Source organism: Chitinophagaceae bacterium, from assembly GCA_016717285.1.
Taxonomy (GTDB): Bacteria; Bacteroidota; Bacteroidia; order Chitinophagales; family UBA10324; genus JACCZZ01.
Genome location: JADKFU010000005.1, coordinates 1,258,413 through 1,274,022, shown reverse-complemented (window position 1 = coordinate 1,274,022; position 15,610 = coordinate 1,258,413). Strand labels below are relative to the sequence as shown.

12 protein-coding genes and 1 tRNA gene are annotated in these 15,610 nt (G+C 41.0%); 7 read left to right on the top strand and 6 right to left on the bottom strand.

The features are described from left to right. Nucleotides 1–4: 4 nt before the first annotated feature. Entirely contained in the window at nucleotides 5–745 is a 741-nt protein-coding gene (locus IPO83_15110) for a response regulator transcription factor (protein MBK9732581.1), read from the top strand. Nucleotides 746–856: 111 nt separating this feature from the next. Next, entirely contained in the window at nucleotides 857–1,771 is a 915-nt protein-coding gene (locus IPO83_15105) for a hypothetical protein (GenBank protein ID MBK9732580.1), read from the top strand. A gap of 7 nt (nucleotides 1,772–1,778) precedes the next feature. Here the strand turns inward: IPO83_15105 and bshB1 are convergent, their stop codons facing one another. After that, entirely contained in the window at nucleotides 1,779–2,495 is a 717-nt protein-coding gene (gene bshB1, locus IPO83_15100) for a bacillithiol biosynthesis deacetylase BshB1 (protein MBK9732579.1), read from the bottom strand. A 238-nt stretch (nucleotides 2,496–2,733) separates the two neighbouring features. Here bshB1 and idi point away from each other — a divergent pair, with 238 nt between their 5' ends. Both idi and IPO83_15090 read left to right on the top strand, forming a co-directional pair. Then, on the top strand, nucleotides 2,734–3,267 hold the full coding sequence (idi, locus tag IPO83_15095) for an isopentenyl-diphosphate Delta-isomerase (protein MBK9732578.1): 534 nt from the start codon (nucleotides 2,734–2,736) through the stop codon (nucleotides 3,265–3,267). A 175-nt stretch (nucleotides 3,268–3,442) separates the two neighbouring features. Then, nucleotides 3,443–6,517 (top strand): gliding motility-associated C-terminal domain-containing protein, encoded by a 3,075-nt coding sequence (locus tag IPO83_15090; GenBank protein MBK9732577.1) that lies wholly within the window; start codon nucleotides 3,443–3,445, stop codon nucleotides 6,515–6,517. An 83-nt stretch (nucleotides 6,518–6,600) separates the two neighbouring features. Here the strand turns inward: IPO83_15090 and IPO83_15085 are convergent, their stop codons facing one another. After that, nucleotides 6,601–8,175 (bottom strand): trypsin-like peptidase domain-containing protein, encoded by a 1,575-nt coding sequence (locus tag IPO83_15085; protein ID MBK9732576.1) that lies wholly within the window; start codon nucleotides 8,173–8,175, stop codon nucleotides 6,601–6,603. After that, complete coding sequence (locus tag IPO83_15080; protein MBK9732575.1) at nucleotides 8,168–9,340, bottom strand: hypothetical protein; 1,173 nt, start codon at nucleotides 9,338–9,340, stop codon at nucleotides 8,168–8,170. The genes IPO83_15085 and IPO83_15080 overlap by 8 nt, the downstream gene beginning before the upstream one ends. Before the next feature lie 329 nt (nucleotides 9,341–9,669). On the opposite strand from IPO83_15080, the gene IPO83_15075 reads away from it, so the two are divergent. Beyond that, entirely contained in the window at nucleotides 9,670–10,188 is a 519-nt protein-coding gene (locus tag IPO83_15075) for an inorganic diphosphatase (protein ID MBK9732574.1), read from the top strand. Nucleotides 10,189–10,596: 408 nt separating this feature from the next. Beyond that, nucleotides 10,597–10,681, top strand: a tRNA-Ser gene (locus IPO83_15070). Nucleotides 10,682–11,053: 372 nt separating this feature from the next. Here IPO83_15070 and IPO83_15065 read toward each other — a convergent pair. Further along, a complete protein-coding gene (locus tag IPO83_15065; GenBank protein MBK9732573.1) occupies nucleotides 11,054–12,712 on the bottom strand; it encodes a Na+/H+ antiporter in 1,659 nt (552 codons plus the stop codon). Between the two features lie 261 nt (nucleotides 12,713–12,973). On the opposite strand from IPO83_15065, the gene IPO83_15060 reads away from it, so the two are divergent. Beyond that, nucleotides 12,974–13,711, top strand: coding sequence for a class I SAM-dependent methyltransferase (locus IPO83_15060; GenBank protein MBK9732572.1), 738 nt, complete (start codon nucleotides 12,974–12,976; stop codon nucleotides 13,709–13,711). Nucleotides 13,712–13,843: 132 nt separating this feature from the next. On the opposite strand, the gene IPO83_15055 is transcribed toward IPO83_15060, so the two are convergent. Both IPO83_15055 and IPO83_15050 read right to left on the bottom strand, forming a co-directional pair. Further along, complete coding sequence (locus tag IPO83_15055; GenBank protein MBK9732571.1) at nucleotides 13,844–14,587, bottom strand: LytTR family transcriptional regulator DNA-binding domain-containing protein; 744 nt, start codon at nucleotides 14,585–14,587, stop codon at nucleotides 13,844–13,846. Then, nucleotides 14,580–15,554, bottom strand: a complete 975-nt coding sequence (locus tag IPO83_15050) for a histidine kinase (protein MBK9732570.1) — start codon at nucleotides 15,552–15,554, stop codon at nucleotides 14,580–14,582. The genes IPO83_15055 and IPO83_15050 overlap by 8 nt, the downstream gene beginning before the upstream one ends. Nucleotides 15,555–15,610 lie beyond the last annotated feature (56 nt).

The following is a 15,610-nucleotide window of genomic DNA, read 5'->3' as shown; positions in this document are numbered from 1 at the left end:
CGAGATGATTAAGGCCCTGCTTATTGACGACGACCTTTATACACGTGATCAGCTGCAACAGTTATTCAGGAAGTTTTTTCCGGAGATAGAATTACTGGCCACCTGTGAAAATGGAAGTGATGGATTAAAAGCGATTCAAAAACATCATCCGGAGCTGGTTTTTCTTGATATTGAAATGCCCGACATGAGTGGCTTTCAAATGCTGGAACACCTGATTGAAATCAACTTTGAAGTCATTTTCATCACGTCTTACAACCAATATGCAATCAAAGCGATTCGGTTCAGCGCGCTTGATTATTTATTGAAACCTGTTCAGATCACAGAACTGAAATCAGCATTGGAACGATTCAAAGGCAAAACGACAATTAATGCTGATAAACGCATTGGAAATTTCCTGCACAATTATAAAGTGAAGCAACCTGAATATTTCCGTCTTGCAATTAATACAACGGAAGGCACTCACCTGTTGAATACCGATGACATTATCCGCTGCGAAGGTGATGTTAATTATACAAAGTTTTTTATGAACAGGCAGCCACCTGTTATGGCTTCCAAAACATTAAAAGAATATGATGAACTACTAAGTGACCATCATTTTATCCGCGTGCACCGTGCACATCTCGTCAACAGAAAATACGTAAGCAACATCACCCAGGATCACAGACTAAAGTTGCTTGATGGTTCACTGATAGATATTTCAAAACGAAAGTTTTCCGGAGTCCGGGAATTGCTGCGTCTTTCTTAGAAGTTTAAAAGCAGTTTCCGCTTTATACCAAGGTGGACTAACAATTCGAACCTCCGTATAATTTTAGACTTATCTTGCGCACTTTCAAATCCCTATTCCAATTAATCAGCAATGACCAAAAATATTATCTGTAGCTGTGCTATTCTTTTGGTTGCTTTCTCTTTAAGTGCTCAATCAGATTCACCGGCGAATCAACTGAATTTAACGGATTCAGTAACTGCTATTCAAAAAAAAACCGGATCAGGGATTATCACCAATAACCACAGTGGAAAATTTTACATCTATTGGGGATACAACGGTTCCGTTTTTACTCACAGTGATATTCACTTTGAAGGTCCGGATTACAACTTTACTGTATTTGATGTGGTGGCGCATGACCGCCCTACTCCTTTTTCTTTTGGTGTGTATTTCAACCCGTCAAGCATTACTATTCCACAATACAATTACCGGATTGGTTATTATCTCAACAACCGCTGGAGTATTTCGCTTGGACTTGATCATATGAAATATGTGATGGATCAAAACCAGACCGTACTCATGTCCGGTGAAATTGACGATATCGCCAGTGCAGATTATGCCGGCAGTTATCACGATTCTGCCATGGTGCTGACGCAGGATTTTTTGAAATTCGAACATACAGACGGACTTAATCTGCTGAGCCTTGACGTAGAATATACCTTGCCCTTGCTAAACTTGTTTCATGACAAGATGAATATGTCCCTCGCTTCCGGAGCAGGCATCGCTGCGATGATTCCGAGAACAGATGTAAGGGTGTTCGGTGAAGGCATCAACAATAAATTTCATCTTGCAGGGTATGGAATTTCTGCTAAGACCGGTGTTCGTTTTGAATTTTTCAAAAATTTTTTCCTGTTAGCTCAAACGCGTTTCGGATTTGTAAATCTGCCTGATATTTTATTGAATGACAATGTTCCGCAACGGGCAGATCAGCATTTCAGCTTTTTCGAATACTTTGTAACGGCTGGTCTTACGCTTCCATTTCGCAAGAATGAAAAGCACTTCAAATAATTACAGTTTATTTAAGATGAAACAAATTGTCAACACCTGTTTTTCTGCGGCTCGTAAATCCTTCCCCATATTTTGCTCCGATCATCTTTCCCGATTCCTGTGCTCTGAAAATAAGACTGTCAATGAAATCAGGCCGTGAAATATAGGTCTCGGGTTCGCGTGATTTTGGATCAAAAAATTGTGATTGAAAAGCACGGATAGCTTCCAGCTTCTTTTCTAAAAAGACTGAAATGTCTACCACCAGGTCAGGCTCGATCCATTCATCCTGGATATAATGATAAATAACTCTCGGTCGCCAGGGATCCTGTTGAATATCTTCTTCAACTGTTTCAATCATTCGTAAGCCTGAAAGAAAAGAAGAATCTTCAATCAACTGTGCTGCACGGCCATGATCAGGATGCCGATCATGAATGGCGTTGGCCAAAATGATCTCAGGCTGGTACTTCCTGATCATCCTGATCACCTGTAACTGATGTACTTCATCATTTACAAAAAAACCATCGCGCATGCCAAGGTTTTCACGAATGTCGATGCCCATAATTTGAGCAGCATTCTGCGCTTCCCGTTCCCGGATAGCCGGTGTACCACGCGTACCCAGCTCTCCGCGTGTCAGGTCAATTATTCCGGCCTTTTTTCCAAGAGAGATTTGTTTCAACAAAGTGCCGCTGCATGATAGTTCTACATCGTCAGCATGGGCGCCAAAAGCAAGTAGGTCAAGTTTCATAACTATAAACTGAATTTTTCTGTTTTTAAAAAATGGAGACACTAATCAAATGATCAGGATTGAAAATGCCTGATGCTTCGCACAACACACAAGTTACGGGCTACTGGATTCAAACGCTGCTGTTGCAAACCGATAAAACACATTCATGTTAATGCGCTTTGTAACAGGCAACAAATCGCGATGAAGTTAAAACAACTTAGTCTGAATCCTGTTAAATTTGTTTTTAGCCTGGTTAGCAATGAAGTCAAAGAAAAAAAATGTAGAATTGGTAGTGCTGGTAAATTCGTCTGGGAAAAAGACGGGCATTGCAGAAAAAATGGAAGTTCATGAAAAGGGATGGCTGCACCGCGCATTCAGCATTTTTATTTTTAATAGCAAGGGAGAAATGCTCTTGCAACAACGCGCGGATACCAAGTATCATTTTGGCGGATTATGGACAAATGCCTGTTGCAGTCATCCAAGACCGGGAGAAAAAATAACCGCCGCCGCGAAAAGAAGATTGATGGAAGAATTGGGAATCAGCACAAAACTCAGCATGCTCAATTCTATTCAATATTGTTTTCACGATAGTAAAAGCGGCCTTACTGAACATGAATTCGATTATATCCTGACGGGGAATTATAATGATGCCATCAAAATGAATCCAGATGAAGTGAAATCAGTAAAATGGCTGTCTATGACGGCCTTATCCACAGAACTATCGCGTTATCCACAAAAATTCACTCCCTGGTTCAAATTAATTATGCGGCAAAAACCGCTGACTGAGAAATGAAAACAGGAACTAAACCAGATATAAACCATTGATAACGAATACTTAATCCAATCTTTCCTGTCAAATCTTCAGGGTACCTTTGTGGCACCAAATTTTCTAATGCGTATATCTTTCCCGCCAGAAAAAATAACGGTTGTCTTGCAATAATTTTTAAATAGAAATTTTACCTTTTGCAATGCAGCTATTCATTTTTCAGGGAAAAAATTTTACGAAATCAAAACCATTGATCAATCCTGTTACAAGATGTTTGTTGTTTGCCACATTAGTATTGACATGTTCAATGGCATCTGTCGATTCCGTGATTGCGCAGTGCGACACTTCACGATGGAAAGCATCTATTGATCCGGGAGCCGGCGGGCCTATTACCGAAGTGCTTCCTGCTTCAACTGTCTTTCAAGGTGGGATATTAACAGCGACACCTTCCGCTTCCTTTCCCAATCCTTATTATGTAAGTTTTTCATTGAAGGACACCTTTTGCATCACCAATAATTTTTCCGTCGAAGTTCGATTGAAGAATGATCCGGCGGAAGGTGGTGCTGTTGCCGGCGATACATGGCTATCACTCACGGGGAGTGGTATCACGGCCGGTTGTCTGCTGGAAGGACTGCCTTCTTCCCAGATTTACACAGGAATTTATGTGGGCAGCAGTTGGATGGGCAACATTCCTCAATTAGTGATGGATCTCACCTCGTGGCGAACGATCCGGCTTGACTTCGTCAACAATGTGGTGAAATGGTCTTACGACGGATCTAATTTTTTCGCCATGAACTATTCCGGCAGCATATGCAATATTAATAACCTGGTGATAGGTTTTCGCGAAGCAGGTAAAGTTGATTACGTTAAAATTTTTGATGCAGTCAATACTGTCGTGTATTATGAAGAATTTAATGACTGTAACAACCTTGCACTCGCACCTGATTGTGTTGCACCTGATGTAACTGCCACTTCTTCCAGTGCTGTATACTGTGAGCATGATTCGATCAAGCTGACTGGTGCAAGCAATGTTTCTGTTCAATATACCTGGAGCGGTCCGAATAGTTTTACCTCTGCACTTCAGAATCCTGTTATTCCAAATGCAGTTCCTGGAGCTTCAGGTTGGTATAAACTTACGGGTTATGTAAATCCATGTACACCGGTTCATAAAGATTCAGTTTTTATAACAGTGTATCCGGAGAAGTTCACCAATGTGTATGCATATATCTGTAACGGCGACGCCTATTTTGCTGCTGGCCAAAATCAAACAACAGCCGGATTATATTATGACACATTAAATACTTCAGCCGGATGCGACAGTATTATTCTTACCTATTTATCACTCCTTTCAACTTCGGCATCTTCCGGTTCCATTTCCATTTGCAGCAACGATTCCTTTTTTGTGGGTGGAAGCTATCAGCACGTTGCAGGCATTTATCATGATACACTGATCAATCATCTTGGTTGCGACAGTGTGATCACGACTACGTTATCTTTGATTGCTCCGGTTTATCATAATGTAAGCATGAACATCTGCCAGGGTGATTCAGTTTTCTTAGCTGGAAATTTTCAGCACCTGCCGGGAATATACAATGATACTGCAGTAGCAATAACAGGTTGCGATAGCGTGATCGTTACTACACTTTCTGTAGTTGCGCCAATCAGTACTTCCTTGAATATTTCCATATGCCAGGGCGACAGTTATCTCGCCGGAGGAGGTCTTCAAACACAAACCGGCATTTATTATGACACACTCACTGCTGTTTCCGGTTGTGACAGCGTCATCATTACCCATCTGAATATTATTCTTGCCGTAAGTGGTTTCCGTACAGTTTTCATTTGTGAAAATGATTCTTTGCTTACAGGAGGAGCCTATCAATATACCGCAGGATTATACATGGACACGCTGGTGAGTGCAGCAGGCTGCGACAGCATGCTCACAACAGATCTTCATTTGATTCTTCCACTTTATGCTAATTTAAATTCATTTATCTGTCAAGGCGATTCGATGTTTGTAGGTGGAAACTTTCAAAAATCAGCCGGATTCTATAATGATACACTTACCGCCATCAGCACCGGTTGCGATAGTATTATCATTACGCATCTTCAATTGATCTTACCATTATATACCACCGTAACACAAAAAATTTGTTTTGGTGATTCCGTTTTCGCGGGCGGAAATTTTCAAAACTCAGCGGGTACTTACATTGATACTCTTCAGAGCGCAACAGGATGCGACAGCATAGTAACAACGGTACTCGAAATCATTTCACCTGTCAACAATGCAATTGCTGTTTCCATTTGCAATGGCAGTAGTTATTTCACTGGCGGAAATTTTCAAACTACTACAGGAACTTACATCGACACTTTGCAAAGTGCCGCCGGCTGCGACAGCATTTTAACCACACATTTACAAGTGCTCTTTCCTGTTTACGAAAATAGAAGTGTATCCATTTGTGATGGTCAATCTTATTTTGCAGGCGGTGACAGTCAGACCTTATCTGGAAATTACATGGACACTTTGATCGCCTCGAATGGCTGCGACAGTATTCTCATTACACAACTCACAGTGTTGGCCAATCCGTTTGTTTATCTCGGACAAGACACTACAATTTGTGAAGGGACTTCAGCAGTGTTTGATGCCGGAAACGGATTTGCATCTTATTATTGGAATGATGGCAGTGATGACAAGAGCATTCAAGCTGCTGCTGAAGGAATGTATTGGGTGAAAGTATCCGATCTCTCGGGCTGCTCGGCAAGTGATACCATTGTCATTTCCGGAGTATATCAAAACCCTGAAAATTTTCTTCCTGCTGACAGTGCTGTATGCGGAAAATTCGTTCGCACGATTAGTGTTCCTGGTTACACTTCGTATCAATGGAGCAACCATTTAACCGGAGACACAGCAACATTTACAGCACCCGGACAATATAGTTTGCAGGTAACGGATTCAAACGGCTGTAAAGGAACTGATGAAATTGTTTTTGAATCAGTTTGTGAAAAAGCCTTGATCATGCCCAATGCATTTACGCCCAATGGTGATGGATTGAACGATGTGCTTAAACCCGTACTTCTTGATGAGATTGTGGATTATGAACTCAAAATATTTAATCGATGGGGCAGATTGATATTCTCTTCCGATAATCCTGACAATGGCTGGACAGGTCGTGAAAACGGAGTGTTATTACCTATTGAAGAATATGTATGGACGGCGCGATATAAGAATGGCAATGGCGAAGAACAGTTTGAAAAAGGAAGTGTAGCGCTACTTAAATAAATCACAATTCCATTGAATGGGCAGGGAAATGTATTAAAGCGCTTTGTATTCAATTTAAATCACTTTTCGAAATACAATGGCTCTCAATAAAGAGAAGCCAATGTAGTAAGATGTGCCGCAACAACAATCTGCATCAGCGATTCAAAGTAATCGCAGCAGACAGCATTCGCATCATAATTGGTTATGCAATCAATTCCGCTGCTAAAAGCAGCGTTTATATCCTTTCGGTTTTCAGGCAGATAACATACAGCGAGCGAGTAAAAAGCCACCTTGTCATTTGAAATCACATTCAGGTAAAAACTCGTGGAAACCTGTCCCAGGTTTTCATCTTCATAACTTTGGTTGCCATTAAGCAACACATAATCAATTCTCCACTCATCGTTGATCTGATACGATTTTGTATACCTGGGATCTATCATTAATCCTTTAACATCATTATCAAAATCGTCATTGATATTACCAATCACTTCATTCACAGGATCGCCCTGGTGATCCACCATGTAATAAAACAAATCAAAATATTCACCATTCGGAAAATCTGCCAGGTCAACACTGAATACTTCATAATCTTTATCATATTTCAAACTTGTTCCGGAAGGCAACGCCAACATGAATCCGTTATTAATATCCTGGTAAATATCAAAATCCAGTACATCATAATCAATATTAAGATTGCTTGCTTTAAAATCCGCGGCAAAACTTTCCATATTTTTTGGATCAATGGAAGTTCTTTGCATCTCGGCAAATGAGCGCGTTTTGGTTTGAAAGAAATCATAATTGCCATACGCGTAAGAGTTGTAGCCATCATTAAGATGGTCCGGAGCAGCCATTACCGGATTTGCAGCGGGATCTTCTCCCCCATTACCGGAAGGACTCACAGGTATTGCCTTTTCAGGCTTCACATCTATCAACACTTCTGCTGAATAAAGTTGTGACGCGTTACCAAGATTTGCCGGCAAAGCAGCTACAGTCGATGCTTCCAATGCATCAAGATTGCTCGCCGGAATGCACCAGCTTACATTCATCAATCCGCGTTCTAAGCCGCCATCACCAATGCCGATGAGTTCATTCTTTGTATTGAAAACAGGTGAACCCGAAAATCCGGGTAACAAACTTCCGCTCAAAAAATAAATCGGCAATTTCATGGAAGGAAATCCCAATGCACTCAGTTGTGTTTTGTCTTCAGGCCTTACCAGGAATTCAAGCGTCTCCGGATTAGCATGCCCTTTTTCCAATGCCTGCGTCTGATCTCCTTTTGAACCGCCATTATAACCAATTGCATAAATTTTTTCTGCGAAAGCCACTTCCCCCTGGTGATAAGTGGTTAACGGAATCAGTGTATTGGAAACAGGATTCGCATCAATAGTCGTTTCAAGCAATACTAAATCGCCCGGCTGATAAACCTTAATCACTTTCGCTTCCCTGATGTTATCACCGGAATAAACAACCTGCACCTTTCCTCCCACTTTCATGGCGTGTAGCGATGTAACCACCCACGACTTCTTCTTCCACATAAATCCGCTGCAAACACCCATTTTGGTTCCACCCGTTACCATCACTTTCACAAGAGATTTTTCGGCTACTTCCGGTTTGAACTGTGAAAATGAAGGTGAACAGAAAGTCAGCAGCAGCAATACAATTATCATCATCTTATTCATGACCAAGAATTTTTGCAAGTGACAAGAACAAAGTCTTTTGATTTCCTTCAGAAATATCAGCACTCAACTTGTTTACAATTGTATTCCATATCGGTGCTGCAGCCACGAGTGTTTTTTTTATTTCACTTAATGATTGTGTGCTGTTCAATTTGTCAACCGCAGCATTTTTAGGAATCTTCAACACACCTCCTTTTCCTTCTTCACAAAAAATATCACGCAAATCAAACAGCGCTTCCAGATACACGCTTTCAGGCAAACCAGTTCCAAGTTTATCCGCCAGCTCTTTCCAGGTTCCGCCAGCCTGTTCAAATGTATTTTTGATTTGTGCAACAGGTTTTTCACTACTTGTCATATCCAGAATATAACATTGACTTGCGTCAATTTCTGAAGAGTACAATACGTTTTTTCTCGCTGCTCCATTCTCATTCGGATCCGCAAACTGATGACCTGTGCTTTGCTTGGCGGATGACGAAGAAGTTATAGCAGCACCTTCACCCGCTTCGTCTGAACCATCTTCTTCTCCAGTTGAGTCTGAATCTACACTTGAAGAAGTTGCCTCACCGGCAGCGCCACCTTTCCAGGAAGAAGGTATCAGGTTGAATTCCCGGTAGGCAATAAAGTCAAGTGCTTCCTGTTTCGAGAATCCGACCTTGGTATATTGCTGCATCATTTTTTCGCGCGATGGCAATAAACCATTGTTGGTTCTGATGTACATGCCCATCACAATGCCCGCTACACAAAAAAAACCGAATGCACCAATGCGTATGCTCTTCAGCGGACTTAAAAATTTATCATCGAGTCCTAACAACACCGCAAGCATACCTGACAATACACCGATGATGCCGCTTACCACAGGCGAAACTGCCAGACCCAGCAGCATGCCCAGCAAAAGCCCAATGCCGGCACCGTTTGCTACTGCTGTAATGATCTGCAATGGAGTCGCAGTGGATGCTTCTGTCACCTGAACAGCAACGTCTGCTTTAACTATATTTTCAACTGGCGTGATTTCCTCAACAGGTTCCGCAGATGGTTCTTCTGCCGATGCTGTTATTGATTCGTTTTCAGGGTCCTTTAGAGTTGCATCCACAGGTTTATTTTCATCGCTCATAAGAAAGGGTTTGATTTTTTCAAAAAGTGTTTTTGCAAATGCGATCAGTTGATTCATTGCGATTAAATGCTTTTAACACATGATTTTTCCAGTTATGAAAATCAACCGCCTTTCAATCCTTTAAAAAATTTAAAGACTTGCCTGGAATCAAAATGCATGTGATACCAGGAATTATTTACGCCCAATATAAACAAAAGAGGATGCAAAGAAGCATTCACTCCCGTTAAGAATCGGATGCAATCACTTGCAATAATCAAAACCTGCATAAAAATGAGTGTTGCTTAACAGTTTATAAATCTATCCCATCACTATCCCTGAAGAGGTGATTACGGCACTTGTATAATTAAAGGCATAAAATTTAGAGCGCATGGTAAAAATAAATTGCTATGAAATTACCACCCGCTTTTGCAGCAAAAAAGAATGTCGTGAACGTAATCATTGAATCACCCCGCGGAAGCAGGAATAAATATGATTATGAACCGGAATCCGGTTTGTTCAAATTAAAAAAGATTCTGCCAACCGGCTTGTTCTTTCCTCTTCATTTTGGATTCATCCCACATACCATAAATGGAGATGGAGATCCTGTGGATGCATTGGTTATGATGGATATGCCTACTTATCCGGGTAACTGGATTGAGTGTCGTGCCATCGGACTGATAGAAGCGGAGCAAACAGAAAAAAACGGGCAAGTTGTTCGCAATGATCGTTTGCTGTCAGTGCCAGATTGTGCTAAAGACCTGGCACATATTCAGAGTATAAAAGATGTGAACCCATCTATGCTTGACGAATTAGTTAAATTCTTTATGTTTTATAATGAAATGGCGGGGAAAAAATTCAGGATGCTGCGCTTGGCAGGCACCGAAGCTGCAATGCTACTTGTACAAAAGACAATTGTTGCGTCGTAGAAGTACTTTTAGAAAGTTGCATAACTTTTATGCACTTCCAGGTTGTTGAAGTAAATCAACCATGAATGGAATAAATTCCTCAGTGAATTTAATTACCGGTGAAATGATTTCTTTAAACTGAAATGGAAATCCGGCACTGAATTGAACTATAAACCTTGCAAATTATATGTTGTAAGGGAATAGATGCATTAATTGCAAAGATGCGGAGAGAGCTTTTGCGTCACAATCAGGGGAAAGTGAGAAGCACAAAAAGCAGAAGACCTTTTGTAATTCATTACATCGAAAAATTTCCTACAAAATCGGAAGCTTACAGAAGAGAGATTTATTTTAAGAGCAGCGAAGGAAGAAAATGGCTTATTGGAAACCATATCATTTGAATATTGATCTTTCCAACCTATCTTTAACCCCGGAGAGATGGCAGAGCGGTCTAATGCGGCGGTCTTGAAAACCGTTGTCCTTCACGGGACCAGGGGTTCGAATCCCTTTCTCTCCGCAGTTTATGTTTTATAAGCATTTATAATTTACATGTCATGGTTATTGCGGGTGTTGCAAAGAGTTATCAGCCAGTTTAAGCACGCACAATGCTTTCTCGTATTGGTTCGTATCAATTTCTTCAATATGATTTCCATTCTTGTCTGTTATGTGTAATGCAACGCGATCAGTAAATTTCTTTTCAACCCTTCGTGTTTGTGAATAGCCGTAACCATAGAAGAACCTCTGGTCCCGTAAAGGACAATGGTTTTTCCAAAGGATCCTTCGGACAAGACCGCCGCATTAGACCGCTCTGCCATCTCTCCGGGGTTAAAGATAGGTTGCGCTTTTGGGAAATCAAATTATCTGTTGTTTCCAATATTCAGGTAGCTTTCTATAGCTTAAATACAGGCAATTCCTTTTTAGAATCACTCTGCGTCGGCTCTTCAATTTTTACCTGCGCCTGCCTTCTCAATACAGCTTCTTCCAGATCAAGTTCATACTCCAGTTTACGCAGCACTTCTTCGCTGAATTTTTTATGGTGTCTTAAGGACGTTAGCTGTGCACGTTCATAATTCACAAGCTCAATCTGCAGCTTGTTGAATTCATGAAATACTTCCGTTGAATGTCCGGAAGAATCGGCCGTCAGCATCCGCTGATTGATATGATCAATGCGCCGTTCATACTTTGTTTTAATATGATGAAGCGCATCGCGTGTAGCATCTTTGCTGGAATAGCTGGCTTCAATTTTTTCAATGGAACTGTACGCTAATTGAATACGCAGTTTCTTCTCTTCGGCTGAATCATCTTCTGTAACAGGAATTTTGAGAAGACCAATGATCCATGGAAGCGAAAGGCCCTGCACAACTAACGTTACCAGGATCACAAAAAAAGTTATGAAAAGGAGGAGGTTTCTGAATGGAAATGCGGAACCATCCTGCATAATTAATGGCACCGCCAATGCCGAAGCGAGCGACACTACTCCCCGCATACCACTCCAGCCCACAATAAACACACCTTTCCAGTTGGGCCATGGTTCCTTTTTCCTGATGGAGCGAAAAAGCAGGAGTGGTAGATACGCTCCGGGAAAAACCCAGGCCATACGAACGATGATAATCAACACACTTAGAGCTGTACCGAATTGTATAGCCTGTAACAATGTTGCACCATCCAGGTCACCAATGATCTGTGGAAGTTGCAAGCCGATAAGCACGAATACAACGCCATTCAATATAAAAACAAGTGTTGACCAGACTCCGATTGCCTGCAACCTTGCTTCATAAGAAAATATCCTCGCTGCGCGAATGGATAGAAATAATCCTGCGGCTACAACAGATAATACACCGGAAAAATGAAAGTGCTCTGCAATAAGGTACGCCAGGTAAGGCGCAATTAAAGTCAACGCTGTGTCAACATTGGGCGAAGTAGGGAGAAACCGGTGAATACCATACACCACCTGACCGATCATTAAACCGACCACTACGCCCATTATCGCAACCATAAAAAATTGTCCCGTCGCTTCGATTAATGAAAACTGTCCCGTGATGACGGCTGCAATAGCGAAACGGAAAATGATAAGACTTGAAGCATCATTCACCAGACTTTCACCTTCGAGTAAAATGGAAACGCGCCTGGGAATTTTCATACTTTTCAACACAGAATTCGCAGCAACTGCATCCGGTGGTGATACAATGCCGCCCAATAAAAAACCCAATGCAAGTGTAAAGCCCGGGATCAACCAAACAGAGAAATAAGCAACGATGGTAGAAGTGGCCACTACGAGTCCGAAGGCCAGCAAACCAATTGGACGTTTGAATGCCCAGAAATCATTCCATGAAGTGTTCCATGCCGCGGCATATAATAATGGAGGAAGAAAAATAAGAAAAACCACATCAGGATCAAGCTTAATGACCGGCATTCCCGGAATCAACCAAATCAACAAACCCGACACAACAAGCATGATAGGCTGAGACAACTTTATCTTGTCGGCAACAACAGACAAAAGCGTTATTCCAAATAATAAGGCAACAAAAACAATTATTTTATCCGACATGCAGTGTTCTAAATTATTCTAATCCGCGTAAAATAAAAACTATTCAGTCGAATTGCACTCAGTCAATCATTCTAAAACAATCTCCTGTAAATGACTAAAATGATTTTGATCTATCATGCAGCAATTAATAGATTAACCATGTATGCAGAAGCCTGCGTTTTTTTCATGGTGATTTTTAAATGCCTTTCTTCCTGTAACTAACACCCAATTTTTGATTCGGCTTTTACATGCATTATCTTCGTTAAATAAAAAAAATTATACTTGAAAGACAATTTCTCCGCAAATTCTGATCAATACGCTTTATTCAGGCCTGGTTACCCAAAAGAAATATTTGATTTTCTAATTCCAATTCTTTCTCATCGCAATCGTGCATGGGATGTTGCCACAGGAAATGGTCAGTTAGCAAATATGCTTGCCGGTTATTTTGAGGAAGTAATGGCAACAGATATCAGCCGGAACCAGTTGAAACATGCCTCGCAACGCAGCAATATCATTTACAAAGTGGAACGTGCAGAAAAATCTTCATTTAAATCCGCTTCTTTCGATCTCATTACTGTTGCCCAGGCAATTCATTGGTTTCAATTCGATAAATTTTACGATGAAGTGAAACGAACATTAAAACCTGATGGAATCATTGCGATAATTGGATATCCATTGTGCCACATCAATGTGGAGGTGGATGCTTTGATCCGGCTTTTTTACAATCAGAAATTGCACGGTTGCTGGGATCCGGAGAGAAAATACCTGGATGATTTGTATACTACCATTCCATTTCCGTTTACTGAATTACCTACTCCTTCCTTTGAGATGGAGTATAAATGGAAACTGGATGAACTTACAGGTTTTCTGAACACCTGGTCCGGCGTGCAACATTATATCAGAAAGCACGGAAACAATCCTGTAATTGAATTACGAATGCAACTGGAAAAAATCTGGCCGGAGCAGGAAAAGAAGCAAGTACATTTCCCGGTTATTTTAAGAGTGGGAAGAAATTTATGATCAGATTCAGCATTTGTTCCCCTTTCATAATTGCCTTCAACTCCTTCGACGGGCTCAGACAGCTGGCAACTTTTTTTAGAGGTACGCTCCCTGAGCCAACCGGAGGACTTTTAAATATCGAATGCTAACAATTTACAATCCTAGCACTTGCTTCAATTTTCCATATCCATTTTTGCTCACCGGAATTTTTTGCCCTCCTTTTAATATCGCAAGGTGACCTTCTTTTTCATACGGATCAATCCTGTTAATCTGTTGCACATTTACCATGAACGAGCGGTGTGTACGGACAAACTGTTGCGCATCCATCACCTGTTCAAAATAATTCATCGTTTTATTTTTTAGGAAATATCCTTCAGCGGTATTTATTTTAACATAATCATCCGCCGCTTCAAGATATTGAATGTCGTGAATGGGAATGATCTTTATTTTGCCCGCTACTTTTACAACAATGCGGTGCTGCGCAGCAGGTAAGTTTAATGCGACCTCCTTTGAGGCTACAATACTACTTTTCAAAGTGCCCGCCTTCCACTGATCCAACCATTTTTTCATTGCCTGATCAAAACGATCTTTACTGAATGGCTTCAACAAATAATCAATTGCATGCGCATCAAATGCACGAATAGCGTATTCTTCAAATGCCGTTGTAAAAATTACCGCAGGTGGTTGATCAATCAGCTCCAGCATTTCAAAACCGTTGATCTTCGGCATTTGAATGTCGAGAAAAACCAAATCCGGTTGCTGGTGTTGAATGGCTTTCAATCCTTCAAAGCCATCGTTGCATTCCTGAACTACTGAAATTTCAGGATACGCCTGAAGATATTCCATCACCATTGATCTTGCCAGCGGTTCATCATCAATGATGATTGTTTTAATCATACTGTTGCGGGATTTTAATGATGGTAGTGAAAAGCTGATCTTCAGTTACTGTAATCAAAAGATCGTTGCGTGCAAACAACAAATATAAACGCCGTTGAACAGATTTCAATCCAAAGCCTGTTCCGGTGGCTGCGGAAGAAGTCTGCGGATCATATGGATTTTGTACTGTTACTATCAATTCCATGTTTTCTTTTCTTGCACGGATTGAAATGGTAATTGCACCTGTGGTATCATACAATCCAAACTTTATAGCATTCTCCACTATTGGTTGCAATAACAATGACGGAAGCCTGAGCTGGTTGCTTTCTTCATCAGAAAGTATTTCTGTCATCAACCTGTGGCCGAACCTTACTTTTTCTATATCAAGATATAACTGAAGGTGAGTCAGTTCATCTGCAAGCATAATCCATTGTTGTTCCTCTTTTTTTAACGTCCCTCTTAAAAAGTCAGCAAGCTGCTGAATCATTTTTCGTGCTTCACCCGGTCTTGATCCAATCAATGCATTGATTGAATTAAGGCTGTTGAATAAAAAATGCGGCTGCAGTTGTTGCCGAAGGTTAAATAATTCCGCGTCACGTGATAACCTGATTGCATCTGCTTTGCGTTGCTCATTTTCGTTCTGTTCCTGCAACGTGTACCATAATACACTCACTATTGCCATGCAACCAATCATTAGAAATGAAATAGCCGTTCTGATGATAATAGACGCATCAAGAAAAGTCAGGTAAGCATCATCCTTAATTAAGTGGATCATTATCCATCTGCCAACAAACATCCATGCAACACTCAATCCAATGCTCCACAAAAGTATGTACCAGAATCTGTCCTTCTGAGGCAGGTAATATTTAAGATTATTACTCACTAATAAGCAGCCAGATAACAGAAGGAGGTTCATGACGCCGCTGTCAAGCATGGAGAGCTGCCAGGAAAATCCCAATCCATGAATCACTACCATATGCAACGTCATCCAGATAATCCAGAAAATAACAAAAGCAAACTGTAACCTGATGGCAGAAAGTGGAG

What these genes read in the sequence shown, in the direction of transcription:
- IPO83_15055 (MBK9732571.1), bottom strand. Translation starts at nt 14,587, where the DNA reads ATGATTAAAACAATCATCATTGATGATGAACCGCTGGCAAGATCAATG.
- bshB1 (MBK9732579.1), bottom strand. Translation starts at nt 2,495, where the DNA reads ATGAAACTTGACCTACTTGCTTTTGGCGCCCATGCTGACGATGTAGAA.
- idi (MBK9732578.1), top strand. Translation starts at nt 2,734, where the DNA reads ATGAAGTCAAAGAAAAAAAATGTAGAATTGGTAGTGCTGGTAAATTCG.
- IPO83_15075 (MBK9732574.1), top strand. Translation starts at nt 9,670, where the DNA reads ATGAAATTACCACCCGCTTTTGCAGCAAAAAAGAATGTCGTGAACGTA.
- IPO83_15090 (MBK9732577.1), top strand. Translation starts at nt 3,443, where the DNA reads ATGCAGCTATTCATTTTTCAGGGAAAAAATTTTACGAAATCAAAACCA.
- IPO83_15110 (MBK9732581.1), top strand. Translation starts at nt 5, where the DNA reads ATGATTAAGGCCCTGCTTATTGACGACGACCTTTATACACGTGATCAG.
- IPO83_15085 (MBK9732576.1), bottom strand. Translation starts at nt 8,175, where the DNA reads ATGAATAAGATGATGATAATTGTATTGCTGCTGCTGACTTTCTGTTCA.
- IPO83_15080 (MBK9732575.1), bottom strand. Translation starts at nt 9,340, where the DNA reads ATGAATCAACTGATCGCATTTGCAAAAACACTTTTTGAAAAAATCAAA.
- IPO83_15105 (MBK9732580.1), top strand. Translation starts at nt 857, where the DNA reads ATGACCAAAAATATTATCTGTAGCTGTGCTATTCTTTTGGTTGCTTTC.
- IPO83_15050 (MBK9732570.1), bottom strand. Translation starts at nt 15,554, where the DNA reads ATGACGTTGCATATGGTAGTGATTCATGGATTGGGATTTTCCTGGCAG.
- IPO83_15065 (MBK9732573.1), bottom strand. Translation starts at nt 12,712, where the DNA reads ATGTCGGATAAAATAATTGTTTTTGTTGCCTTATTATTTGGAATAACG.